This window comes from Bradyrhizobium sp. USDA 372, from assembly GCF_053629095.1.
Map to the genome: position 1 here is coordinate 1,383,420 of NZ_JBRJHR010000001.1, position 22,882 is coordinate 1,406,301.

At 64.2% G+C, this 22,882-nt stretch carries 25 protein-coding genes; 15 read left to right on the top strand and 10 right to left on the bottom strand.

The features are described 5' to 3' along the window. Positions 1–18: 18 nt before the first annotated feature. On the top strand, positions 19–1,098 hold the full coding sequence (locus tag AB7M16_RS06840; RefSeq protein ID WP_453943456.1) for a SecDF P1 head subdomain-containing protein: 1,080 nt from the start codon (positions 19–21) through the stop codon (positions 1,096–1,098). Positions 1,099–1,338: 240 nt separating this feature from the next. Further along, positions 1,339–2,145: a Crp/Fnr family transcriptional regulator gene (locus tag AB7M16_RS06845; protein WP_172782974.1), complete on the top strand. Its 807-nt coding sequence runs from the start codon at positions 1,339–1,341 to the stop codon at positions 2,143–2,145. A gap of 10 nt (positions 2,146–2,155) precedes the next feature. Here the strand turns inward: AB7M16_RS06845 and AB7M16_RS06850 are convergent, their stop codons facing one another. After that, a complete protein-coding gene (locus AB7M16_RS06850; protein ID WP_453943457.1) occupies positions 2,156–2,797 on the bottom strand; it encodes a glutathione S-transferase family protein in 642 nt (213 codons plus the stop codon). A 221-nt stretch (positions 2,798–3,018) separates the two neighbouring features. Here AB7M16_RS06850 and murI point away from each other — a divergent pair, with 221 nt between their 5' ends. The 7 genes from murI to AB7M16_RS06885 all read left to right on the top strand — a co-directional run bounded on the left by murI (position 3,019) and on the right by AB7M16_RS06885 (position 8,138). Beyond that, complete coding sequence (murI, locus tag AB7M16_RS06855) at positions 3,019–3,816, top strand: glutamate racemase (RefSeq protein WP_439366709.1); 798 nt, start codon at positions 3,019–3,021, stop codon at positions 3,814–3,816. 61 nt (positions 3,817–3,877) lie between these two features. Beyond that, entirely contained in the window at positions 3,878–4,651 is a 774-nt protein-coding gene (locus AB7M16_RS06860; protein WP_453943458.1) for an HpcH/HpaI aldolase family protein, read from the top strand. Between the two features lie 218 nt (positions 4,652–4,869). Then, a complete protein-coding gene (locus AB7M16_RS06865) occupies positions 4,870–5,637 on the top strand; it encodes an acyltransferase (RefSeq protein WP_260379870.1) in 768 nt (255 codons plus the stop codon). A 221-nt stretch (positions 5,638–5,858) separates the two neighbouring features. Then, on the top strand, positions 5,859–6,476 hold the full coding sequence (rpsD, locus tag AB7M16_RS06870) for a 30S ribosomal protein S4 (protein ID WP_172782969.1): 618 nt from the start codon (positions 5,859–5,861) through the stop codon (positions 6,474–6,476). 69 nt (positions 6,477–6,545) lie between these two features. Continuing rightward, complete coding sequence (locus tag AB7M16_RS06875; protein ID WP_210268087.1) at positions 6,546–6,761, top strand: hypothetical protein; 216 nt, start codon at positions 6,546–6,548, stop codon at positions 6,759–6,761. After that, a complete protein-coding gene (locus tag AB7M16_RS06880) occupies positions 6,739–7,050 on the top strand; it encodes a type II toxin-antitoxin system RelE/ParE family toxin (protein WP_246571517.1) in 312 nt (103 codons plus the stop codon). The genes AB7M16_RS06875 and AB7M16_RS06880 overlap by 23 nt, the downstream gene beginning before the upstream one ends. A gap of 20 nt (positions 7,051–7,070) precedes the next feature. Next, positions 7,071–8,138, top strand: coding sequence for a threonine aldolase family protein (locus AB7M16_RS06885; RefSeq protein WP_212258030.1), 1,068 nt, complete (start codon positions 7,071–7,073; stop codon positions 8,136–8,138). Positions 8,139–8,201: 63 nt separating this feature from the next. On the opposite strand, the gene AB7M16_RS06890 is transcribed toward AB7M16_RS06885, so the two are convergent. Genes AB7M16_RS06890 through grxD form a run of 4 tightly spaced genes read right to left on the bottom strand, consistent with a single transcriptional unit; the run spans position 8,202 to position 11,676 of the window. Further along, positions 8,202–9,461 carry a serine hydrolase domain-containing protein gene (locus AB7M16_RS06890; protein WP_453943459.1) on the bottom strand — a complete coding sequence of 420 codons (1,260 nt, stop codon included), beginning with the start codon at positions 9,459–9,461 and terminating at the stop codon, positions 8,202–8,204. Between the two features lies 1 nt (position 9,462). Continuing rightward, a complete protein-coding gene (locus AB7M16_RS06895) occupies positions 9,463–10,749 on the bottom strand; it encodes a serine hydrolase domain-containing protein (RefSeq protein ID WP_260379873.1) in 1,287 nt (428 codons plus the stop codon). 42 nt (positions 10,750–10,791) lie between these two features. Next, the gene (locus AB7M16_RS06900) at positions 10,792–11,346 is read right to left on the bottom strand and encodes an O-acetyl-ADP-ribose deacetylase (RefSeq protein ID WP_453943460.1); all 555 of its coding nucleotides are present in this window, start codon (positions 11,344–11,346) and stop codon (positions 10,792–10,794) included. A gap of 3 nt (positions 11,347–11,349) precedes the next feature. Then, positions 11,350–11,676, bottom strand: a complete 327-nt coding sequence (gene grxD / locus AB7M16_RS06905; protein WP_018647423.1) for a Grx4 family monothiol glutaredoxin — start codon at positions 11,674–11,676, stop codon at positions 11,350–11,352. A gap of 239 nt (positions 11,677–11,915) precedes the next feature. Between grxD and egtB the strand changes: the two genes are divergently transcribed. Both egtB and egtD read left to right on the top strand, forming a co-directional pair. After that, complete coding sequence (egtB, locus tag AB7M16_RS06910; RefSeq protein ID WP_453943461.1) at positions 11,916–13,214, top strand: ergothioneine biosynthesis protein EgtB; 1,299 nt, start codon at positions 11,916–11,918, stop codon at positions 13,212–13,214. 49 nt (positions 13,215–13,263) lie between these two features. Further along, positions 13,264–14,235 carry an L-histidine N(alpha)-methyltransferase gene (gene egtD, locus AB7M16_RS06915; RefSeq protein ID WP_212258024.1) on the top strand — a complete coding sequence of 324 codons (972 nt, stop codon included), beginning with the start codon at positions 13,264–13,266 and terminating at the stop codon, positions 14,233–14,235. A 196-nt stretch (positions 14,236–14,431) separates the two neighbouring features. Here egtD and AB7M16_RS06920 read toward each other — a convergent pair whose 3' ends face one another. Together AB7M16_RS06920 and AB7M16_RS06925 are read right to left on the bottom strand one after the other, a co-directional pair. Beyond that, positions 14,432–15,625, bottom strand: a complete 1,194-nt coding sequence (locus AB7M16_RS06920; protein ID WP_453947138.1) for a low temperature requirement protein A — start codon at positions 15,623–15,625, stop codon at positions 14,432–14,434. A 41-nt stretch (positions 15,626–15,666) separates the two neighbouring features. Next, entirely contained in the window at positions 15,667–15,903 is a 237-nt protein-coding gene (locus AB7M16_RS06925) for a BolA family protein (protein ID WP_011088461.1), read from the bottom strand. A gap of 195 nt (positions 15,904–16,098) precedes the next feature. Here AB7M16_RS06925 and AB7M16_RS06930 point away from each other — a divergent pair, with 195 nt between their 5' ends. After that, the gene (locus AB7M16_RS06930) at positions 16,099–16,458 is read left to right on the top strand and encodes a DUF427 domain-containing protein (protein WP_260371385.1); all 360 of its coding nucleotides are present in this window, start codon (positions 16,099–16,101) and stop codon (positions 16,456–16,458) included. A 124-nt stretch (positions 16,459–16,582) separates the two neighbouring features. Here the strand turns inward: AB7M16_RS06930 and AB7M16_RS06935 are convergent, their stop codons facing one another. After that, positions 16,583–16,756, bottom strand: coding sequence for a DUF1328 domain-containing protein (locus tag AB7M16_RS06935; RefSeq protein WP_172782960.1), 174 nt, complete (start codon positions 16,754–16,756; stop codon positions 16,583–16,585). 155 nt (positions 16,757–16,911) lie between these two features. On the opposite strand from AB7M16_RS06935, the gene AB7M16_RS06940 reads away from it, so the two are divergent. Next, positions 16,912–18,099, top strand: a complete 1,188-nt coding sequence (locus AB7M16_RS06940) for an acyltransferase family protein (protein WP_172782959.1) — start codon at positions 16,912–16,914, stop codon at positions 18,097–18,099. Between the two features lie 121 nt (positions 18,100–18,220). Here the strand turns inward: AB7M16_RS06940 and purL are convergent, their stop codons facing one another. Further along, positions 18,221–20,431 carry a phosphoribosylformylglycinamidine synthase subunit PurL gene (purL, locus tag AB7M16_RS06945; RefSeq protein WP_453943462.1) on the bottom strand — a complete coding sequence of 737 codons (2,211 nt, stop codon included), beginning with the start codon at positions 20,429–20,431 and terminating at the stop codon, positions 18,221–18,223. Positions 20,432–20,615: 184 nt separating this feature from the next. On the opposite strand from purL, the gene AB7M16_RS06950 reads away from it, so the two are divergent. Together AB7M16_RS06950 and AB7M16_RS06955 are read left to right on the top strand one after the other, a co-directional pair. Then, positions 20,616–21,095, top strand: a complete 480-nt coding sequence (locus tag AB7M16_RS06950) for a PaaI family thioesterase (protein ID WP_260371388.1) — start codon at positions 20,616–20,618, stop codon at positions 21,093–21,095. A gap of 74 nt (positions 21,096–21,169) precedes the next feature. Then, positions 21,170–22,135: a DMT family transporter gene (locus tag AB7M16_RS06955; RefSeq protein ID WP_453943463.1), complete on the top strand. Its 966-nt coding sequence runs from the start codon at positions 21,170–21,172 to the stop codon at positions 22,133–22,135. A 7-nt stretch (positions 22,136–22,142) separates the two neighbouring features. Here AB7M16_RS06955 and AB7M16_RS06960 read toward each other — a convergent pair whose 3' ends face one another. Beyond that, complete coding sequence (locus AB7M16_RS06960; protein ID WP_453943464.1) at positions 22,143–22,880, bottom strand: tetratricopeptide repeat protein; 738 nt, start codon at positions 22,878–22,880, stop codon at positions 22,143–22,145. Positions 22,881–22,882 lie beyond the last annotated feature (2 nt).

Below are 22,882 nucleotides of genomic sequence, written 5' to 3' on the forward strand. Positions count from 1 at the left end.
GCAAGACACGAGGTCACCATGACGATGCCCCTGCGGAACCGGATCACACGGCTGATCGCTGCGTTTGCGACGGTATCGGCGATCGCCCTGCCCGGCGTCGCGCTTGCCGACAGCCAGCTCGACAAGGTGCGCGTCAAGGTCGCGGCCTTCATCGCCGACAAGATGGAGAAGTTGGGCGGATCGCGCATCGTCTACAGGGTGGACGCCGACGCCTTGCGCGAGGCGGTCGTCACGGATTTGCGCGACGACGTCTACAAGATCCTGCGCGAGGGCCGCATCGCGTTCTCCGGACTTGCGATCCGCGACGGCGGCGTCGACGTGAGGATCGCGGACGCCAGAGGCCGCGAACAGCTCACGCGCAAGCTCGTCGCGGCGGCGGAGGGATTGCCCACGCACGCGCTCACCGTCACCGACGCCGGCGACGGGCTGGTCAGGCTTGCGCCGACCGATGCCGCATCCGCTGCGCGGCTGCGCGATCTCGTCGAAGATTCCATCGCCATGATCGAGCAGCGCCTCAAGGACGCCGGCGTCAAGTTCGCCAGCGTCCAACCTGAGGGGACGGACCGCATCCGTATCTTCCTGCCGGGGATGATGGAGCCCGAGCAAATCGCCGCGATCTTCGCCAGGAAGGTCAAGGTCGGCTTCCGCCTGATTGACCTCTCGATGTCCGCAGAGCAGGCGCAATCGGGCACGCCGCCGGCGGGCACGGAAGTCCTGCTCGGCTTCAAGGACCAGCGTCCTTATCTCGTCGCCAAGGACAGCGCGCTCGAGGGCGGCGATATCAGCTATGCCGGCCCGGGACTGACCGGCGAGAGCAAGGAGCCGATCGCCTCGTTCCGCTTCAACGGCCGCGGCACGCGGCGCTTTGCCCATATCACGGCAGAGAACGTCGGAAAGCCCTTTGCCATCGTGCTCGATGACAAGGTGATCTCCGCTCCCGTGATCCGCGAGCCCATCACCGGCGGCTCCGGCCAGATTTCCGGCAATTTCACCCTGGAGGAGGCCAACAGCGTCGCCATGCTGCTGCGCGCCGGCTCGCTGCCGGGGCGCCTTGGTCTCGTCGAGCAGCAGGTCGTGCAACCCGCCGCCAAGCCGTAAGCGAAGGTCGCCCTTCGCTGTCGCCCAAGCCCGTCCGCGACGCCGGATCCTCCGCGGCTGGCCCGAATCACGGCCTCCGCGGCCAGACGCGCAACCAACGGGCAATTGCCGAAACGCCCGATCAGGCTAAAATTTGCCTCTTGCGGCACGATGGCCGGAAGCGTCATTCAAGCGGCCGTCATTCGATTTCGGCTATACGGGTGCCGACCAGGACTGAATGCCTTACGTGGGGTTAGTACCATGCCGTCCGGCAGCGCAGACATTTCGTCGATCCTCGACCGCATCCTCGAGGCGGCCACGGACAACCTCAGGATCGCGAAAATCCTGGTCCAGATGGGCCTCGATCCCGACAACGTCACCTACGACGCGATCTTCAATCGGCTGCTGGAGATCTTTGTCCACAACATCACGTTCGCCAATTTGTTCGCAGCGGTCGGCGCCGGCTTCTTCGTCGCCACCCTCCTGATGCGGACGATGGTGCCCCTGCGCGTCGCCAACATGATCGGCTGCGCGTTCTTCGCCGCTTTCGGCGCACTCACCGCCAACGTCGCCACGTTCCTGCTCTATCTGCTGCTGCTGCCGATCAACGCCCTGCGCCTGCGGCAGATGCTCAAGCTGGTCAAGAAGGCGCGGCATGCGGCCGAAGGCGACATGTCGATCGAATGGCTCAAGCCGTTCATGACCGAACGCAGATATCGCCGCGGCGACATCCTCTTCAAGCTGCGAGATCCCGCGCAGGAGATGTTCCTCACCGTCACCGGCAAGTTCCTGGTCAAGGAGATCAACGTCGAGATCCTGCCCGGAGCGCTGATGGGCGAGCTCGGCTTCCTCACACCGGACAACCGGCGCACGGGAACGGTTGAATGCATCGAGGACGGCCAGGTGCTGACGATCACCTATGACCGGCTGCTGGAGATCTACTTCCAGGATCCGCAGTTCGGCTATTACTTCCTGGTGCTGACCAGCCAGCGCCTGTTGCAGAACATCGACCGCCTGCAGAAGCAGCTGGCATCCGAGCGCGGGACCACCACGAACAGGATCGCGTAAGCGCTGCCGCTCAACTCAAGAGCAGCGCCATGCCGGGATCGCCCTTCTCCATCGCGCGACGGTATGCCGGGCGGGCGCCGATACGGCCGAGATATTTGACCACATTCTGACAGCGCGCGAGATCATAGGGCTGGAAATAACGCATCGTGGTGAGCGAGAACACCGTCATGATGTCGGCCGTGGTGAAGGCGCTGCCCGCCAGATATTCGGACTCGCGAAGCCGTGCGTCGAGAAGATCGTAGGCGCGGTCGAGGCGCCCCTTCATGGCGAGCAGGGTCGGGTTGTCCCTGGCGAGATCGAGCCGGCTCAGGATCATCATCCGCCCCATGCCGGGCTGCAAGGTGCCGTTGGCGAAATGAAGCCAATACAGAAATTGGGCGAAGGCGGGATCATTGGGACCGAGCACGAGCCGGTCGTTGCCGTATTTAGCAACGATGTAGTCGACGACGGCGCCGGATTCCGCAAGCACCAGCTCGCCGTCGGTGATGACCGGCGCCGTGCCGGCCGGATGCAGCGCCTTGTACTCGGCCGGCGCCAGCATGGTCGCGGCATCGCGCGTGTAACGCTTCATCTCATAAGGAATTTCGAGCTCCTCGCAGAGCCAGACAATGCGTTCGGATTGCGATTTACCGAGATGGTGGACCGTGAGCATGTTGCTTTCTCTGCGAGATCGCCGACCGGCGAAACGCCGTCTTGTTCCGCGGCTAGTGTGAGCTGTCAACCTGCGGGCGGACGCCCCCTTGCCGCTTCGGCCGACCCGATGGCGAATATCGCATAAGCCGGAAATTCGGCGTCCCGACCTGCGGTCCCGGCCCCACGCCGCAAAATCGCCCCAAAAACCGAATGGTAACCATGCCGGGCTAGGGTGGCGACGTGACCAATTCTCCGACGATCCTGGTGTTCGATTCCGGCCTTGGCGGGCTCACTGTGCTGCGTGAGGTCGTAGCCGCCCGCCCGGACGCGCATTACGTCTATGTCGCCGACGACGCCTTCTTCCCCTATGGCCACCACAGCGAGGACGAGATCATCGCCCGCGTCGTGCCGCTGATGGGGGAGCTGATCGGCCGGCATGATCCGGACCTCGTCGTCATCGCCTGCAACACGGCGTCCACCCTGGTCCTGTCTCACCTGCGCGCCGCCTATTCCGTGCCCTTCGTCGGCACCGTGCCGGCGATCAAGCCGGCCTGCGCGCAGTCCAAGACCCGCCGCGTCTCGGTGCTCGGCACCAAGGGCACGGTGAAGCGCGAGTACACCAAGGCGCTGATCCGCGATTTCGCGCAAGGATGCGAGGTGACGCTGGTCGGCTCGCCCGCGCTCGCTTCGCTGGCCGAAGCCGAGCTCAGCGGGGCTCCGATCAGCGACGAAGCCATCCTCGCCGAGCTCGCTCCCTGCTTCGTCGGCGACCCCTCGGATGCAACATCGCGCACCGACACCGTGGTGCTCGCCTGCACGCATTACCCGCTGCTGCTCGACCGGATGAAGATGCTCGCGCCCTGGCCGGTCGACTGGATCGATCCGGCGCCCGCGATCGCCCGCCGCGTCTCCGACCTGCTCGGCCAGCGGATCGGCGGCATCGTGCAGTCCGGCGCCGAGATGATTTTTACATCGAACCGCGTGCATGGTCTCAGCGCCACGCTGACGGCGTTCTTCGGCGGACGCGCGCTGGCCTGAGCTTGCGCCCTAGCGGCGCGCTGCTAGGCTTTGCCGTCGCCATCGTCCCGCAGGTTTTTCCATGTCGGTCCCCGCAAAGCCGCTGAACCGCCTCCGTCAATTGTGGCGCGAGGGCCGCCCCGCCTTCGGCGCGATCGCGACCATCCCGAGCGTGCAGATGGTGCAGATCATGGCGCGCTCGCTGGACTGGATCATCGTCGATCTCGAGCACGGCCCGATTGGATTGACCGAAGCACATGCGATGATCGCCGCGACCACGGGTACACCGTGCACGCCCCTGGTGCGGATCGCCGCGAACGAGCCGTGGCTGGCGAAAGCGCCGATGGACATCGGTGCCTTCGGCATCAACTTCCCGATGATCACGAGCCGGGCGGATGCCGAGAAGGCAGTGCGCAGCGTGCGCTACCCGCCGCGCGGCGACCGGCTCTGGGGCCCCTTCCACGCGCCGTTCCGCTGGGGCCAGTCGATGCCTGATTACATGGCCTCTGCCGACGAGGAGATGATCTGCATGATCACGATCGAGCACGTCGATGCGGTCGATCGCATCGACGAGATCATGACAACGCCCGGTATCGACGTCGCGGTGATCGGTCCCGGCGATCTCGCCACCTCCATCAACAAGCGCGGCCAGATGGACGATCCGCAATTGCTGGACCTGATCGCGCGTGCCGAGGCCGGCATCCTCAGGAGCGGCGTGCCGATCGGCGGGGTGGCGCGCAGCGCCGACCAGGCCAATGCGCTGATCGACCGCGGCTACCGCGCGATCGCGCTGGGCTTCGACTGGTCGCTGTTCCAGCGCGGCATCATGGCGGCATACGAGGGGGTCAGGCGCTGAACGAGCCGATTGAATCATTACCGCGGCGTCGCCAGGACCGCGCGCTCAAGATATAAACAATTGAAAATAGATGATTTTTTGGTCTAAGTGAGGTTCGTCTTTGGCGATGCCTAGTGCGGCGAACCGACCGGCCCCAAGCGGATTGGTTCATGCTAGAGCGAGCGGGCGGGCTCCGCTCGCTGCACATATTTTGATCTTTGATTTGGAACCGGAGGCCTATGCGCGGGACGCCCAAGACCATTTCGCTGCGGCGCCGTCTGATCTGCGACCTCATGCACGCCTCGATGGGCGTACCTTTCGTTTCACTGGCCCGTTCGCTCAATATCCGCCCCCTGCTGGAGGCCCGCGCGGGCGCAACCGCGCCCGCCGGCTGGGCCGCGATGTTCGTCAAGGCTTTCGCCCTGGTTGCAAAGGACGAGCCGATCCTGCGCACGGTTTACACGAAATGGCCCTGGCCGGCCCTCTATGAGCTGCCGAAGAGCGTGGCGACGGTCGCGATCGCGCGGGTCGATGATGGCGAGGAATGTGTGCTGCCGCAGCGAATCGCCGCTCCTGAGGCTCTTTCGCTGGCAGCCATCGATGCGGAAATCCGACGCGGCAAGACGGCCCCGATCGAGGACGTCCCGATGTTCCGCAAGATCATGCGGGCGACGCGCCTGCCGCTGCCATTGCGGCGCCTGTCCTGGGCCGTCGGTCTGAATTTGGGCCGTCAGCGCGGCAACTGGTTCGGCAGCTTCGGGGTGAGCTCGGTGGCGGCCTATGGCGGCGGCGAGCTGCACCCGATCACGCCGGGCCCCTTTGTCGTGAGCTATGGGCTGGTCCAGCCGGACCAGACCATCCACGTCGTGATCCGCTGGGACCACCGCGTCACCGACGCCGCCCCGATCGCGCGGGTCCTGACCCGGCTGGAACAGGCCCTGAACACTGAAATTGCTGCCGAATTGCGGGCGGCGGGGTCAAAGCCGGTCCGGGCGGTCAGGACATAAGAATACCGTTGTCGCACGCTCAGGACTGACCGGCTAAAGAATTGACAGCCAACCCCAAACTCCCCTAAAAGCCGCCTGCTCGCGGGCCGTTTCGGCCCGCGAAGCGTTTCGCGACCCGTGGTCCTCTCCCTTAAGCTTTGGGGATCGGACCTGTCGGTGCCGGGACCATCCCGTCACACAGGAGGGCGCGTTTCCTCAAACCATGACCTGTAGAGGACGCGATGACTAAGCGCAGTGAGGCGAAGTACAAGATCGATCGCCGTATGGGCCAGAACATCTGGGGCCGCCCGAAGAGCCCCGTGAACCGCCGCGAGTACGGCCCCGGCCAGCATGGCCAGCGCCGCAAGGGCAAGCTCTCCGACTTCGGCGTGCAGCTGCGCGCCAAGCAGAAGCTGAAGGGCTATTACGCCAACATCAGCGAGCGCCAGTTCCACGGCATCTATGTCGAGGCCAGCCGCCTCAAGGGTGACACCGGCGAGAACCTGATCGGCCTGCTGGAGCGTCGTCTCGACGCGGTCGTGTACCGCGCCAAGTTCGTCTCCACGATCTTCGCCGCACGCCAGTTCATCAACCACGGCCACGTCAAGGTGAACGGCCGCAAGGTCAACATCTCGAGCTATCAGCTCAAGGTCGGCGACGTGGTCGAGGTCAAGGAAAGCTCCAAGCAGCTCGCCCACGTGCTCGAAGCCAGCCAGCTTCCCGAGCGCGAGGTCCCGGACTATCTCGAAGTCGACCACGGCAAGATGACCGCGAAGTACGCGCGCATCCCCGGCCTCTCCGACGTGCCGTTCCCGGTGCAGATGGAGCCGCATCTGGTCGTCGAATTCTATTCGCGCTGATAGCTTCGGCAGAACGACATTCAAAGGCCCCGGTTTCCGGGGCCTTTTTGTTGTGGTATCGTGCTGTCGATGTCCCAGACGACCGACCAGCTCGCCAACATCAGCCCGTCGGCAACGCCTTCCGAGGCGGAGCTTGAAGCATGGGCTAAGCTGCCCCGCGACGAGCAGGTCCGCCGTTATCAAGCGCTGTTCGCTCAGGCAGATTGCAACAAGTTCACCTTGGACACCCCTGACGACATCCTCGCCGCCGCGCGCGAACGCGTTGCTCAACGCCGCCATGGCTGAGTACCGGTTATCGGAGCGCACCCGGGCCGATTTGATCGACATCTACGACTTCACCGAGAGCCGTTTCGGCAAATATCAGGCAGAGGCCTACTACGCGGGCCTGATCCGTTCCTTCGGACTTCTGGCCGACTTCCCCCTGATCGGCCAACAAGTGGACGAGCTTGCGGCAGGCTATCGACGTTTCCGCTTCCAATCCCATCTGATTTTCTACACGGTGCAATCCGACCACGTCGAAATCCGTGCCATTCTTCACGGCGCGCAAGACATCAGACCGCAGCTGTTCGACTAGATAAAATGACGAGACAAGCCATGCTCTACACCCCTCCCGCCGTCGATCCCAAGGCGCCGCCGGTGCGCATCAATCTGCTGTCGGACACGCAGACCAAGCCGACGGCGGGGATGCGCGAGGCGATGGCGCGCGCGGAGGTCGGTGACGAGCAGGTCGGCGACGATCCGACCGTGAACGCGCTGTGCGAACGCGTGGCCGATCTGCTCGGCAAGGAGGCGGCGGTCTACATGCCCTCGGGCACGATGTGCAACGTCACCGCGACGCTGGTGCATTGCCGCCCCGGCGACGAGATCCTCGCCCATGAGACCGCGCATATCATCGCGCGCGAAGGCGGCGCGCATGCGGCGATCGGCGGCTTCCAGGTCACCCAGCTCAAGGGCCCCGATGGCCAGTTCACGCCGGAGACGTTTCGCAAGGCGCTGCATCCGCGCACGCGCTACCAGCCGCCGCAGACCGTCGTCAGCGTCGAGCAGACCGCCAATATCGGTGGCGGCACGATCTGGAAGAAGGCGGTGCTCGACGAGATCGTCGCGATCGCCAGGCAGCACGGCCTCGTCACCCATATGGACGGCGCACGCCTGCTCAACGCCACCGTTGCGAGCGGCATCTCCCCGCGCGACATGACCGCGGGCTGGGACTCGGCCTGGATCGACTTCTCCAAGGGCCTGGGCGCGCCGATCGGCGGCGTGCTCGCAGGCTCGCGCGCCTTCATCGACGCGGTCTGGCAGTGGAAGCAGCGCCTCGGCGGCTCGATGCGGCAGGCCGGCATCTGCGCCGCGGCCTGCATCTACGCCCTCGACTACCACGTCGACCGCCTCGCCGACGACCACGCCAATGCGCGGGCGCTCGCGCGCGGATTGTCGCAGATCTCGGGCATCGAGGTGCAGGAGCCCGAGACCAATCTCGTGTTCTTCAAGCCCGACGGCGCCGGCATCCCCGGCGACAAGATGGTCGCAGCGCTGCGCCAGCGCGGCGTCACGCTCGCGATGATGGACGGCCGCATCCGGGCCTGCACGCATCTGGACGTCGATGCGAGCCAGATCGAGGAGACGATCGGCTACGTGCGCGAGATCGTGCGCGGGGCGTAATCGGAGCGTTTTCGAGCGAAGTGGATACCGGTTCGCGTAAAGAAAACGCGTCAAAACGAGAGTCTACCGCCCCATCGCCTGATAGATCAGCGTCTTCAGCGCGAGCTGGATCCGGCCGCGCTGCGAGGGGGTCTGCACCATGAAGATTCCGAACAGGTCGTCCTCAGGATCGATGAAGAAGAAGGTGCCGCCGACGCCGTCCCAGCGATATTCGCCAAGCGGCCACTTCGTGCCCGGCGGCACCGCGATACGCACGGCGAAGCCGAGGCCGTAGCCGCTGGTCTCACCCGGATAGTAGTTCTTGTCGCGTTCGATGCGGGTTTGGGGACCGATGTGATCCGACGTCATCAAGGCGATGGTTTCCGGCTTCAGGTAGCGTCGACCTTCAAGCGTGCCGCCGTTGAGCAGCATTTGTGAGAAGCGCGCATAGTCGCCGACCGTGCCGACGAGACCGCCGCCGCCCGACTCCCATCGCAGCGGCTTCCTGATATCGCGAACCTGCGTGATCGGGCTGATCGCCCGATCCTGCGGCATCGGCTCGGCGATACGCGGCCATTTGGCGGGATCGGCGACGTAAAACGCCGTGTCCTTCATCCCGAGTGGGTCGAGCAGCCGCTTCTTCGCGAACTCGAACAGCGATTCCCCCGAGATCACCTCGATGATGCGCCCGAGCACGTCGGTGGAGTGGCCGTAATCCCAGATCGTGCCGGGCTGTTCGGCAAGCGGCAGTGCAGTGATCTTCGCGACGAATTCGGCATTGGTCGAATTCCTGTCGAACAGTCCGGCGTCGGCATAGAGCTTGTTCACCAGGTCCCCGCCATAATAGCCGTAAGGGATCCCGGCGGTATGCCGCATCAAATCCTCGATCGTCACCGCTCGCTTGAGCGGCTCCAGCTCCAGCGAGACCTTGTCGTCCTCGGCCTTCTTCTCGACGCCGACCTTCATGCCGGCAAAGGCCGGAATGTATTTCGAGACGGGATCGCTGATCGCAAGCTTACCCTCCTCGACCAGCATCATCGCCAGGACTGAGGTGATCGGCTTGGACATCGAATAGAGGCGGAAGATCGTATCCGCGCTCATCGAAAGTTCGGTCGCAACGTCGCGGACGCCGAAATTCTCGTAATAGACCGGCTTGCCGTGTTGCTGGAGCAGCAGAATCGCGCCCGGAAATTTGCCGGTCGCGATCTCGTTCCTGATGTAGTCGGAGACTCTTGCCAGGCCTTCGGGCGTGAAGCTGTGTGCGCGGCCCTCTGAGCCCGCCCGTGCACCTACGGCGCCGAACAAAAAGACGAGCGCCGCGAAGAGCGCGCGGCGCCCGTTCATGTCAGTTCTCCATGGCTTCATAGACCAGCTGCTTCAATGTTCGCTGCACGCGCTGGCGCTCGCTTGGGGTCTGCTCCAGCAGCACGAAGAACATGTCCTGCTTGGGGTCGATCACGAAATAGCAGCCGGAGGCCCCGTCCCACTTCAGTTCGCCGAGGTTGCCGGGCGGCGGCGGCTTGGCGTTGCCGGGATCGGTACGGACGGCAAGCCCGAGGCCGAAGCCGAAACCGTCGCCGGGAAAGTAGAAATAGTCGCGCTCGACGCCGGAGCCCGGGCCGACCTGATCGGTCACCATCAGCTTGAACGTCTCAGGCTTGAGAATGGTCTTGCCATCGAGACTGCCGCCGTTGAGCAGCATCTGCGAAAAGCGCTTGTAATCCGCCATGGTCGTGACCATGCCACCGCTGGCAAACATGATCTTCTTGACGACCGTGGGATCATTGATGCGGCCGACGCGGAAATCGGAATCGTTCGGCACTGGCTGGGCCAGAATCTTCTGCTTCTCGGGGTCCGTGACCAAAAAGCCGGTATCGACCATGCCGAGAGGATCGAGCAGCTTCTCGCGCATGATGTCGATCAGCGGCTTGCCGGCAGCGACCTCCATCACACGCGCCAGCACGTCGGTGGAGTGGCCGTATTGCCAGAGCGCGCCCGGCTGGTTGTGCAACGGCAGCTTGGCGATGCGTTCGGCGAACTCGGCCAGATCGAAATCGCCGGCATAGATGTTGGCCTCGCGATAGGCCTTGCGGACCAGGCTGTCGCCGTAGAAGCCGTAGGTGATGCCGGAGGTGTGCGTCATCAGATCGTGCACGGTCATCGCCCGCTTCGGCGGCACCAGCTCGAGCGACTTGGTGCCGTCCTCCGCCTTCTTCTCGACGCCGACCTTCACGTTGGCAAAGGACGGAATGTATTTCGAGACGGGATCATCCAGCTTGATCTTGCCGTCCTCGACCAATTGCATCGCGACCACCGCCGTGATTGCCTTGGTCATCGAGAACAGGCGGAAGATGGTCTTGTCCGTGATCGGAGCCTTGCTGACCACGTCCTGCACGCCGAAGATTTCGTGATAGACCGGCTTGCCATGCTGCTGGATCAGCACGTTTGCACCGGCGATCTTGCCGGTCGCGACCTCGTTCTTGAAGAACTCGGTGATCCTGCCGAGCTTTTCCTGATTGAAGTGGGCGCCGGCTGGAATCTCGTAGGTGCCCTCGGCGCGCGCCAGCGACATCGCGGCAAGCGACAGCAGCGCGCCGCAGGCGAGCACACGCAACCCAGATCGTGAAATCATATCCCCTCCCCGGAACATGGCGCTCGGAGTGTACTGACCAGCTCAATCGGCACAAGGGCCGCCGTGTTGCGCAAGCGTCTCGGCATGGAGCTTGGCGCTCGGCTCGGAGAAGCAGCAGAACACGACGCGAGCGACGGTCGGCGCCAAAGCCAGCCCTTCGATCGTCGTGCGCACGGCGATATCGGCCGCCCGTTCGGCAGGAAAGCGATAAATGCCGGTCGAAATCGCGGGAAATGCCACCGAGATCAGCTCGTGCTTCGCGCAAAGCGCCATGGACCGCCGATAGCAGGAGGCGAGCAGATCGTCCTCGCCCAGCGTGCCGCCATTCCACACCGGACCGACGGTGTGGATCACATGCGCGGCCTTGAGCCGATAGCCCCTGGTGATCTTCGCGTCGCCCGTCTTGCAACCGTTGAGCATGCGGCATTCGGCGACGAGCTCGGGCCCGGCTACCCGGTGGATCGCGCCATCCACGCCGCCCCCGCCAAGGAGCGACGTGTTCGCGGCGTTGACGATGGCGTCAACACTCAATGTGGTGATATCGGCGACGATGACTTCGAGCTCCGCGCCGCCAATCCGGCGCGTCAGCACGGTCACGTGTCAGGCCGCGACGACGACGCCCTTCTCGGAGAAGAGCTGCTGCAATTCACCGGCCTGGAACATCTCGCGGACGATGTCGCAGCCGCCGATGAACTCGCCCTTCACGTAGAGCTGCGGAATGGTCGGCCAGTTCGAATATTCCTTGATGCCGTTGCGGAGCTCGGCGGATTCGAGAACGTTGAGGCCCTTATAGCCGACACCGATATGGTCGAGGATCTGGACGACCTGGCCGGAGAAACCGCACTGCGGAAATTGCGGCGTCCCCTTCATGAACAGAACCACGTCGTTGGATTTCACTTCATTGTCGATGAATTCCGCGATGCTCATATCCGTGTCCTTCTGGGGCAGAGCCCTCACCAATTGCTTCGGGCCGGCTCCGCCGATTTAACCCGATACCTGCCTATATATGTAGCCCAAACCGTTGTGCATCCAAAGTAAAATGGCGGCGACGGGTCCTTGGGCGGCCGGGTTGAGCCCGCCGGGTCCATAGGCTGATGACATTAATATCATCGCCGCAGAGGACTTTCATACCGTAACGGAGCCCCTATCTAGGACGAACCTCGGTTTTGGAACCGGGCAACGCCAACAACGTTCTCTTGTCCTGTCTGGAGAAAAACGTGACGAAACAAGCCTCAGCCACGGTTGCGCCCCAGCTTTCGTCACCGTCCTCCCACCAGGACGACCTCGCCCAGCGCCTGGAAGCGGCGTTCCTCGGCGTTCGCAATGAGACCGAACGGCGGGCCGCGCCGCTGTCGCCCGAGGACCAGCAGATCCAGTCCATGCCCGATGCCAGCCCGACCAAATGGCACCGGGCCCATACCACCTGGTTCTGGGAGCAATTCCTGCTCGGCGAGCATGCTGCCGGCTACCGGCCCTTCCATCCCGATTTCGCGTTCCTGTTCAATTCCTATTACGTCAGCGCCGGGCCGCGGCATGCCCGCAATCATCGCGGCGACATCACGCGCCCCAGCGCCGACGAGGTCGGCGCCTATCGCAAATACGTCGATGCGGCCGTCAGCAAATTCTTCCGCGAGGCCGGAGCGGACAAGCTGCGCACAATCGCGCCGCTGGTGGAGGTCGGGCTCAACCACGAGCAGCAGCATCAGGAATTGATGTTCACCGACATCCTGCATGCCTTTGCGCAAAACCCGATCTACCCGGCCTATGATCCGGACTGGCGCTTCCCGGCCACCACGCGCGGCGGCGATGACTGGCTGACGCTGAACGAAGGCATCCACACCGTCGGCCATGTCGACGACGGCTTTCATTTCGACAACGAGAAGCCGGCGCACCGCGCCCTGGTCGGTCCGGTCAGGATCGCCCGCAATCTGGTCACCAATGCCGAGTGGCTCGCCTTCATGCAGGATGGCGGCTACCGGACCGCAACCCTGTGGCTGATGGACGGCTTTGCCGCGGCCGGCAAGGAAGATTGGCAGGCCCCCGGCTATTGGCGCGAGGTCGACGGCGCATGGCAGGTGATGACGCTGGCCGGCCTCAAGCCGGTCGATCCGGACGCGCCGGTCTGCCACGTCAGCTATTACGAGGCGGATGCGTTCGCGCGCTGGTCCGGCAAGCACCTGCCGACCGAGATGGAATGGGAAGTCGCGGCCCGCACCGGCCAGCTCAACGACGCCTTCGGCCTTGTCTGGCAATGGACCCGCAGCTCGTACGCGCCCTACCCCGGCTATCGCGCCGTCGAGGGCGCGCTCGGCGAGTACAACGGCAAGTTCATGGTCAACCAGTTGGTGCTGCGCGGCTCCTCGCTTGCAACTCCGGCGGACCACAGCCGTATCACCTATCGTAACTTCTTCTATCCGCACCACCGCTGGCAGTTCACCGGACTGCGGCTTGCCGATTACGACTGAAAAATTCCGACGACAGATGCGCGCCGGACAGCGCGTTCAGGAGAGTATCATGAATGTGCACGCCAGCGCTTTGGCCGAAGCCCATCTTCCCGACGAGCAGACCACCGCTTTCGCCCGTGAGGCCATCGAGGACCTCTCGCAGCAGCCGAAAAGGCTGTCGCCGAAATACTTCTATGACGCGACCGGATCGGAGCTGTTCGAGGCGATCACCAAGCTGCCGGAATATTATCCGACGCGCACTGAGCTATCGATCCTGAAGGAGCGCGGCAGCGAGATCGCAAGAATCATCCCGGAGCACGCCGCGCTGGTCGAGTTCGGCGCCGGCGCGACCACGAAGGTGCGCCTGCTGCTCAATCATTGCAGATTCGCGGCCTATGTCCCCGTCGACATCTCCGGCGACTTCCTGAAGGCACAGGCGAGCGGCCTGAAGCGGGATTTCCCGGCGCTCGGCATCTATCCGGTCGCAGCCGACTTCACCACGCCGTTCGAGCTGCCGGTGGCCGTCGCCTCCCTACCGAAGGTCGGCTTCTTCCCCGGCTCGACCATCGGCAATTTCGAGCCGCAGGAAGCGCAGGCCTTCCTGAGAAGCGCGCGCAAGATCCTCGGCAAAGGCGCGCAGATGATCATCGGCGCCGATCTCGAGAAGGACGAGCGGATCCTCTTCGACGCCTATAACGATGCGTCCGGCGTCACCGCGCGCTTCAACCTCAATGTGCTGGTGCGCATCAACCGCGAGCTCGGCGGCAATTTCGACCTGTCCGCCTTCACCCATCGCGCGATCTACAATCGCGAGCGGCACCGCATCGAGATGCACCTGATCAGCAAGAAGAGCCAGACCGTGCGCCTGCTCGGCACCAGCTTCTCGTTCCGCCCGGGCGAGAGCATCCACACCGAGAACAGCTACAAATACAGCATCGAGCGCTTTGCCGCGCTGGCCCAGGGCGCGGGCTGGCGCGTCCGCGAGAGCTGGACGGATGCGGCGAAGATGTTCTCGGTGCACGCGCTGGAGGTCGCGGGGTAAGAGCTCCGACGCCGCTGTTTGAGATCTTCTTCCCTCCGCAGCACATCCTTCGAGACGCCCGCCTTAAGGCGGGCCCTCAGGATGAGGACCGACTGTGCGGCGACAGTTTCAACGTGCACCGATGCTGATGAGCCTCATCCTGAGGAGACCGCGGAGCGGTCGTCTCGAAGGACGAGGCGCTTGCGCAGGTCCGCGTTCAACGCTCCTCGGCCTCCTCCACCTTCGCCCCCAGCGACACCGATTCCCACACCGCCACCACGATCATGATCGCGCTCGTCGCGATCGAGAGCCATAGCGGCGACAGTTCCGACGCGAACCACCACAGCACCAGCAGCAGGATGATGCCGATGCCGTGCGAAAGCTGGAGGAAGCCGCGGACCGAGTGCTTGAACAGGATGGTGCCGACCAGAAACACCAGCGGGCCGCCGATCGTGCTCAAAACCGTCCGAATGTCGGAATGGCCGGTCGGATGCTTCAGCACCAGCTCGTCCGACACCGCCGTCAGGATGATGCCGGCAACGATCGGCAGGTGCAGATAGGTGTAGGCGAGCCGCGCCAGACGGCCGGATTCGGTGGACTTCGAGATCCACTCGGACCCGGCTTCGGCGCCCTTGTGGAAATAGACCCACCACATCGCGATGGCACCGACCAGTGCCGAGACGAAGGCCAGGATGTTGGCCGCGGTCCATTCCAGCTCGGCGAAGGTCGCGCCGTTGACGACGACCGCCTCGCCGAGCGCAATGATGACGAACAGGGAGCAGCGCTCGGCCATGTGGCCGCCCTCGACGGCCCAGGCCTCGACCGACGAGAAGCCGAGCCTGGGGACCCAGAAGCGGGCCGCGGGCGAGATGTATTCGATCGTCAGGGCGGCGATCCAGAACCACAGCCGCGCCTCGTCATGGGCGAGGCCGCCGAGGATCCAGAAGATCGCGGAGACGGAGAGCCAGACCAGGATGCGGATCGCGTTGTGCCGCACCAGGGTCCTGTGCGCCGGCGTTGCGAACAGCCAGAACGCGGTACGTCCGACCTGCATGGCCGCGTAAGCAATGGCGAACCACAGGCCACGCCCCTCGAAGGCGGTCGGAATCGTGGTCGACAGCACGAGGCCGCCCAGCATCATCGCAAACAGCAGCAGCCGGACCGGCGTCAGCTCGGGATTGAGCCAGTTGGTGACCCAGGCGGTGAAGACCCAGACCCACCACACCGCGAGAAACAGCACCCCGACGTGCACCGCGCCGAGCGGCGTGAAATGGTGCAGCAGCGCGTGAGAGATCTGCGTGACGGCGAAGACGAAGACGAGGTCGAAGAACAGCTCGGCATTGGTGACGCGGCTGTGCTGGTTCGGCGTGATGACGCGGAACATCGCGCCGTGCGGATTGTCCGCAGCCATCATCGTCCCCCGTGGCGCTGGTCAGGTCAGGTGCAGCTTCGTCAGGTACCTGGTACGCCGGTTTGCAGCGCCAGCGCGTGCAGCACGCCGCCCATCTGGCCACGCAGGGACTGGTAGACGATCTGGTGCTGCTGGACGCGCGACTTGCCGCGGAAGGATTCCGAGATCACGGTCGCGGCATAGTGGTCGCCGTCGCCGGCGAGGTCACGGATGGTCACCTCGGCATCGGGGATCGCTGCCTTGATCATCGCCTCGATATCGTGGGCGTCCATGGGCATTCGGGTCTTGCTCCTTATTTGGCTGCACAGCAGCCTCATCATCGATTCGCTGCCGGGGTCCCCTCGCCGGCAAGGCCAAACTTAGCGTGAACGGACTTCTACGTCACGCTTTCCGGCACTATATCCCTGATCCCATCAGGACAAAGGCACGACAAAGTGCCGCGCGCGGCAGATTGATCGAAAAGGCGTGAAATCATGAAGCTTCCAGGCCCCGACCACCCGATCACCATCACCCCAAACCCGAGGCGCGTCCGCGTCACCGCGGGCGACATCGTGATCGCCGAGACCAGCAAGGCGCTGACCTTGAAGGAGGCCAGATATCCGGCGGTGCAATATGTGCCGCGGGAGGACACCAACATGGCCCTGTTGGAGCGTACCGACCGTGTGACCCATTGCCCCTACAAGGGGGACGCGAACTATTACAGCGTCAAGGCCGACGGCAAGACGCTGGACAACGCGATCTGGACCTACGAGACGCCCTTCCCCGCGATGACGGAGATTTCAGGCCATCTGGCGTTTTATCCGGACAAGGTGAAGATCGAGGAAGTGGGGTAGCTCTCGATGTTGTCATTCCGGGATGGTCCGAGGGACCAGACCTCAGGTGCGCAATTGCGCACCGGGAATCTCGAGCTTCCGGGTTCGGTCCTTCGGACCGCCCTGGAATGACGAATGAAATCAGCTACGCCCTGAAGATCGTGAGTCCCAATATCAGCAGCACCAGGAAGATCACGACGAAGACGTAGAACAGGAAGCGGGCGACGTCGGCCGAGGCGGCCGAGATGCCGGTAAAGCCGAGCACGCCGGCCACGATCGAGACAAGTAGGAAGATCAGCGCCCATTTGAGGATCGTCATCGCCAGCTCCGAACTGCCGCTTCTCACGGCCTTCGCCGTTTTCGGCGGACGCTAACTTCGCTGCGCGGAACTGGTTCCTAAAGGGAGTCCAGGCTCTTGCTGAATCGAGTTCCCGGCGGCACAGTCCAGCCGGAATCAGGATCGGGGCGGCCACGATGACGATGTCACATTCAGCGACGATCGGCGCAGAGGTGCATGCCGCGCCGCAGAGCAAGGTGCGCAATTTGGCGATCGATCGCGCCCGCACCTTCCTCACTCTGGTCGTGCTGCTGCATCACGCGGTGATCCCCTATACCTATTTCGGTCATACCGATCCGACATATTTCTTCGGTTTCGACATGATCGTGCTCGCCACCGACAGTTTCTTCATGGCGATGTTCTTCTTCCTGTCGGGGCTGTTCGCCTGGTCTGGAATCGCCCGGAAGGGAGTGCGGGGCTATTTGGCAGATCGCCTGCTTCGGCTTGGCTTACCCTTCGCGATCTGCGCCTTTACGATCATTCCGGTCGCCTATTACGCGATCTCCCTGCGGCAGCATCCCGAGATCGGCTTTTCGGAATTCTGGTGGAATATGGTCACGAAGGGCCCGTGGCCGAGCGGGCCGATCTGGTTCCTTTGGGTCTTGTTCGCCTTCGACCTGGTTGCCTGCCTGCTGCACCGGCTGTCGCCCAATCTGCTCGATCCGATCAATCGCCTCTCGCTACATGGTCGCCGCCGGCCCGCGGTGTTCTTCGCGGTCATGCTGGCCGTCACCGCGGCGTTCTACATTCCCGGGCTGGTTCGCTACGGGCATAGCAGTTGGTTCGAGTTCGGGCCGTTCTCGGTCCAGCACGGGCGCGTGATGCTCTATGCGACCTACTTCTTTTTCGGTGCCGGCATCGGCGTTGCGCAAATGGATCGCGGGCTGCTCGCTGTCGACGGCCGCATGGCAAAGGTCAGCTGGGACTGGATGGTCCTGGCGATCGTTCCGTACTGCCTCTTGTGGGGGCTGATCTTCATCAAGCGCGAAATACTGGGCAACCCGTCACCGTTGCCGGACTGGTATGAAGCGCTCTATGCCATCTGCTTCACTGTCTTCAGCGTGGCCATCATGTTTCTGATCCTGGCCTTTTTCCAGAGGTTCAAGCAATCAGGCTCAGCCAGGCTGCTCGATCCAATGCAGGGCGACGCGTTCGGCATGTTCCTGGTGCACTATCCGATCGCACTGTGGCTGCAATACTGGCTGTTCGACTATGACCTGCCGGCGATCGTCAAGGCCACGATCGGGTTTGTGCTGACTGTCGCGGCGAGCTGGGCGCTGACGCGAGCGTTGCGGCAGATCCCGGGCGCGTCGAAGGTGTTGTGAGGCATAGCCTCTCCGCCCATCATTGCGAGGAGCACTTGCGACGAAGCAATCCAGACTGCCTCAGCAGTGAGATTCTGGATTGCTTCGCTACGCTCGCAATGACGGAGTGTGTGGCAGCAGTTCAGGCCGCCTTGCCGCCCATGTACTCCGGCAGCCAGCACTCGAACGATTTGCGCAAGCTGTCGATCGTCACCGGCGCCTCGCCGGCGATCGCGATGGCATCGCCTCCGGTGGTGCCGATCCGCACGCAGGGCACCTCGCAGCCGCGCATCTTGGCGAGCACGCGGCCGGCTTCGGTTTCCGGCACGGTGACGAGATAGCGCGCCTGGTCCTCGCCGAACCAATAGGCCTGCGGCACCAGCGCGGTCGGCGCCGCCAGCAGCTTGGCGCCGATGCCGCCCGCCATCGCCATCTCGGCCAGCGCGATCAGGAGACCGCCGTCGGAGAGATCGTGCACCGCAGTCGCAGTGCCCGCATGGATCATGCCGCGCACGACGTCGCCGTTGCGCTTCTCGGCGGCGAGATCGACCGGCGGCGGTGCGCCCTCCTCGCGGCCGCAGATGTCGCGCAAATAGACGGACTGGCCGAGCCAGCCGTGGGTCTCGCCGATCAGGAGGATCGCTTCGCCCTCGGCCTTGAAGGCGAGCGAGGCAGACTTGGTGAAATCGTCGAGCAGGCCGACGCCGCCGATCGAGGGTGTCGGGAGGATCGCGCGGCCATTGGTCTCGTTGTAGAGCGAGACGTTGCCGGACACGACCGGGAAGTCCAGCGTGCGGCAGGCTTCCGAGATGCCCTTCAGGCAGCCGACGAACTGGCCCATGATCTCGGGCCGCTCAGGGTTGCCGAAGTTGAGATTGTCGGTGATCGCGAGCGGCTTGCCGCCGACCGCCGTGATGTTACGCCAGGCTTCCGCGACCGCCTGCTTGCCGCCCTGATAAGGATCGGCCTCGCAATAGCGCGGCGTGACGTCGACGGTGAGCGCGAGGCCCTTCGGCCCGTCCTGCACGCGCACCACGGCGGCATCGCCGCCCGGACGCTGCATGGTGTTGCCGAGAATGACGTGGTCGTACTGCTCCCAGACCCAGCGCTTAGAGCACATATCGGGCGTGCCGATCAGCTTCTCCAGCGCGCTACCTAAGGCCATCGGCGCCGGCACGTCGCGGGCATGCACGACCGGCAACGCGGCCGAGGGGACATGCGGCCGGTCATAGACCGGTGCCTCGTCGCCGAGCTCCTTGATCGGCAAATCGGCCATGACGTCGCCACCATGCTTGACCACGAAACGCTTGCTCGGCGTGGTGTAGCCGACGACGGCGAAGTCGAGACCCCACTTCTTGAAGATCGCCTCGGCTTCCTTCTCCTTCTCGGGCTTGAGCACCATGAGCATGCGCTCCTGGCTCTCCGAGAGCATCATCTCGTAGGCGCTCATGCCGGTCTCGCGGGTCGGCACCACATCGAGGTCGAGGTCGACGCCGAGGTCGCCCTTGGCGCCCATCTCCACCGCCGAGCAGGTCAGGCCCGCTGCGCCCATGTCCTGGATCGCGATGACGCAGCCCTTTTCCATGATCTCGAGGCAGGCTTCGAGCAGCAGCTTCTCGGCGAAGGGATCGCCGACCTGCACAGTCGGACGCTTCTCCTCGGACTTGTCGTCGAACTCGGCCGAGGCCATCGAGGCGCCGTGAATGCCGTCGCGGCCGGTCTTGGAGCCCAAATAGACGATCGGCATGTTCACGCCGGAGGCCGCCGCATAGAAGATCTTGTCGGCATCGGCGAGACCCACCGCCATGGCATTGACGAGGATGTTGCCGTCGTAGCGAGTGTGGAAGCGCACCTGCCCGCCGACCGTCGGCACGCCGAAGGAATTGCCGTAGCCGCCGACGCCCGCCACCACGCCGGAGACGAGATGCCGCGTCTTCGGATGCTCGGGCGCGCCGAAGCTGAGCGCATTGAGGCAGGCGATGGGACGCGCGCCCATGGTGAAGACGTCGCGCAAAATGCCGCCGACGCCGGTGGTCGCGCCCTGGTACGGCTCGATATAGCTCGGGTGGTTGTGGCTCTCCATCTTGAAGACCACGGCCTGGCCATCGCCGATGTCGATCACGCCGGCATTCTCGCCGGGGCCCTGGATCACCCAGGGCGCCTTGGTCGGCAGGCCACGCAGATGGATGCGCGAGGATTTGTACGAGCAGTGCTCGTTCCACATCGCCGAGAAGATGCCGAGCTCGGTGAAGGTCGGCTCCCGCCCGATCAGCTTCAGGATTCGCTCATACTCGTCGGGCTTGAGCCCGTGGGCGGCAACCAGCTCGGGGGTGATCTTGGGTTCATTCTTCATGGATTCGAGGCTTTCGGCGGCGGTTTGGCCGTTCTTAGGAACATCGGACGGCTTCGAAAAGCCCTTTATGGCGCATTTTCCCGCTGTCCCACGTTTTGCGCCGGGAGCCCGCGGGAACGGGAATTGCACGGCGCGGTCGGATCGGATTTAAGGTCTAAAGACCCGCAATTGAAGGCCTATTTCCTTGCACGAATTGACCAAAGCGCCCCCGCCGCGCCGCCCCGAGCTCCATGTCGCCACCGAAGGCGAATTTGTGGGCTGGCGGACCTGGATTCGCGACAGTTTTGAGTCCCATGTCGGCCCCTTCTGGCACCGGATCGAGGCAGACGGCAGCGTCCGCAGCGCCTTCCGGGTCGAGAAGAAGCATCTCAACGGCTCCGGGAACGTCCATGGCGGCTGTTACATGGCCTTCGCCGACTATTCGCTGTTTGCGATCGCCACCCATGTCCTGGACAGCCGGGCGGTGACGACCAATTTCGCCTGCGAATTCCTCGACGCGGCACGCGAGGGCGAGCTGATCGAATGCACCGGCGAGGTCACCCGCGCCGGCGGTTCGCTGATCTTCCTGCGCGGCAAGATGATGTCCGGCGAGCGGCTGCTGCTGACCTTTTCCGGCACGATCAAGCGGATGAAGCGGAAGGCACTCCCGCAGCCAGACGCATAGCTCGACGCTTCCCTTTTCGCGCACCCTCGCCCAGACTTCCGGCAAGCGCTTTTGGCGCCGGGGAGCAGAACAAGGTGCCGCAGAGCACATCCGAGGCGGGCCGCGCGAGGCCGGCCGCATCAGCGCCGTTGCCATCCATGGCCGCCAAAGGTGCGCACAGCTGGCGCGACTATGCGCTGCTGCTTGCGCTCGCCTGCTGCTGGAGCTCGACCTATCCGCTAGCCAAGCTGGCGCTCCCCACCATCCCGCCCATCACCTTCATCTCGGCGCGCTCGCTGATTGCCGCCGCCTTCCTGTTCGCGATCCTGTGGATGCGCGGCACCAGGATCCCCACCGAGGCGAAAGCCTGGAAGCTGTTCGCAACCCAGCAATTGATCAACTCGACCGTCCCGTTCCTGATCATCACGTGGTCGCAGCAATATGTGCCGGCCTCGAACACGGTGGTGCTGGCCTCGACCACGCCGATCTTCGCCTTCCTGATCACCTCGCTGATCACGCGGCACGAGCCGGCGACGCTGCTCAAGCTCGCCGGCGCGATTTTGGGACTCGCCGGCACCGTCGCTATCGTCGGGCTCGATGCGCTACGCGGCTTCGGTAGCGAGATCATTGCCGAGATCGCGATCCTGCTTGCCACCATTTCCTTTGCCTGCGCGACGATCTTCGGCCTCCGCCTGTCCGAATACGACCCGATGGTGGTGGCGGCAGGTTCGCTCTTGTTCGGCGGCCTCGTGCTGCTGCCGCCCGCGCTGATCATCGACCAGCCCTGGACGCTGCAGCCGACGCCCACCGCGATCGTGGCCACGATCGTCATGGGCATCGTCTCCAGTGCTCTCGGCCTGATGCTGTTCTACATCTGCCTCGGCCGGCTCGGCACGCTCACGACCAACGCGCAAGGCTATCTGCGCATCCCGATCGGCGTCGGCCTCTCGGTGCTGCTGCTCGGCGAGAGCGTGCCGTCGAACCTCGCGCTGGGGCTGGTGCTGGTGATGGCGGGCGTTGCGGCCATGACGGTGCCGGCGGAGCGGCTGAAGTGGCGCTAGCGAGCGGCTAGGTCGACAGCTGCTTCTCCGCGATCGACAGCCATTCCGCCTGCGCCTTGCGCAGATATTTCGGCGCGCGGCGCATCTGGATCAGCAGCTCGTTGAAGACCATGCGCGCTTCAGTGGTGCGGCCGACCGTTTGCAGCAGCATGCCGTAGCGCACCCGCGCTTCGGCGCCGGGGAAGTAGCCGGCGAGCGCGTGGTATTCCTCCAGCGCCTCGTCGAGACGTCCGACCTCGGCGAGCGCGCGGGCATAGAGCAGATGCGCATCGGCGGAATCGAAGTCGGGCCATTGCTTCTGCAGATCGTCCAGCGTGGCGAGCGCATCGGCCGGGCGGCTGGCGCCAAATTGCGCCTGCGCCTTGCGCAGCGCATAGGCGGGATCGTGGCCCATGGGCAGCTTCAGGATGTGATCGTAGTGCGCTTCCGCTTCGGCAAACCGGCCGATATTTGCGCACTCGTCCGCCAGCGCCGCGCGGTTGGCGATGGTGTCGGTGCCGGCCAGCCGGTCGGACAGCTCGCGATAGCGCTTCTCGGGATCGAGACGATTGGCGACACGCTGGCGCGCCTGCCGTGCACCGGGGCTGGAAAACCATTCGGGAATGAGCTCGACCGCGATATAGGCAATCGCGCCCATCATCGGCACCAGCAGGATGATGAAGGCCCAGAGCCGCAACCGTCCGGTTCGCGAGGCATGATAGATCAGCGTGATATCGAGCAGCAGAACGACCAAAGCGACGGGCATGT

What these genes read in the sequence shown, in the direction of transcription:
- AB7M16_RS06920 (WP_453947138.1), bottom strand. Translation starts at nt 15,625, where the DNA reads ATGGCTGCGGACAATCCGCACGGCGCGATGTTCCGCGTCATCACGCCG.
- AB7M16_RS06860 (WP_453943458.1), top strand. Translation starts at nt 3,878, where the DNA reads ATGTCGGTCCCCGCAAAGCCGCTGAACCGCCTCCGTCAATTGTGGCGC.
- AB7M16_RS06885 (WP_212258030.1), top strand. Translation starts at nt 7,071, where the DNA reads ATGCTCTACACCCCTCCCGCCGTCGATCCCAAGGCGCCGCCGGTGCGC.
- AB7M16_RS06960 (WP_453943464.1), bottom strand. Translation starts at nt 22,880, where the DNA reads ATGCCCGTCGCTTTGGTCGTTCTGCTGCTCGATATCACGCTGATCTAT.
- AB7M16_RS06930 (WP_260371385.1), top strand. Translation starts at nt 16,099, where the DNA reads ATGAAGCTTCCAGGCCCCGACCACCCGATCACCATCACCCCAAACCCG.
- AB7M16_RS06850 (WP_453943457.1), bottom strand. Translation starts at nt 2,797, where the DNA reads ATGCTCACGGTCCACCATCTCGGTAAATCGCAATCCGAACGCATTGTC.
- purL (WP_453943462.1), bottom strand. Translation starts at nt 20,431, where the DNA reads ATGAAGAATGAACCCAAGATCACCCCCGAGCTGGTTGCCGCCCACGGG.
- AB7M16_RS06925 (WP_011088461.1), bottom strand. Translation starts at nt 15,903, where the DNA reads ATGCCCATGGACGCCCACGATATCGAGGCGATGATCAAGGCAGCGATC.
- egtD (WP_212258024.1), top strand. Translation starts at nt 13,264, where the DNA reads ATGAATGTGCACGCCAGCGCTTTGGCCGAAGCCCATCTTCCCGACGAG.
- AB7M16_RS06875 (WP_210268087.1), top strand. Translation starts at nt 6,546, where the DNA reads ATGTCCCAGACGACCGACCAGCTCGCCAACATCAGCCCGTCGGCAACG.
- AB7M16_RS06865 (WP_260379870.1), top strand. Translation starts at nt 4,870, where the DNA reads ATGCGCGGGACGCCCAAGACCATTTCGCTGCGGCGCCGTCTGATCTGC.
- AB7M16_RS06890 (WP_453943459.1), bottom strand. Translation starts at nt 9,461, where the DNA reads ATGAACGGGCGCCGCGCGCTCTTCGCGGCGCTCGTCTTTTTGTTCGGC.
- AB7M16_RS06845 (WP_172782974.1), top strand. Translation starts at nt 1,339, where the DNA reads ATGCCGTCCGGCAGCGCAGACATTTCGTCGATCCTCGACCGCATCCTC.
- AB7M16_RS06935 (WP_172782960.1), bottom strand. Translation starts at nt 16,756, where the DNA reads ATGACGATCCTCAAATGGGCGCTGATCTTCCTACTTGTCTCGATCGTG.
- rpsD (WP_172782969.1), top strand. Translation starts at nt 5,859, where the DNA reads ATGACTAAGCGCAGTGAGGCGAAGTACAAGATCGATCGCCGTATGGGC.
- grxD (WP_018647423.1), bottom strand. Translation starts at nt 11,676, where the DNA reads ATGAGCATCGCGGAATTCATCGACAATGAAGTGAAATCCAACGACGTG.
- AB7M16_RS06840 (WP_453943456.1), top strand. Translation starts at nt 19, where the DNA reads ATGACGATGCCCCTGCGGAACCGGATCACACGGCTGATCGCTGCGTTT.
- AB7M16_RS06895 (WP_260379873.1), bottom strand. Translation starts at nt 10,749, where the DNA reads ATGATTTCACGATCTGGGTTGCGTGTGCTCGCCTGCGGCGCGCTGCTG.
- AB7M16_RS06940 (WP_172782959.1), top strand. Translation starts at nt 16,912, where the DNA reads ATGACGATGTCACATTCAGCGACGATCGGCGCAGAGGTGCATGCCGCG.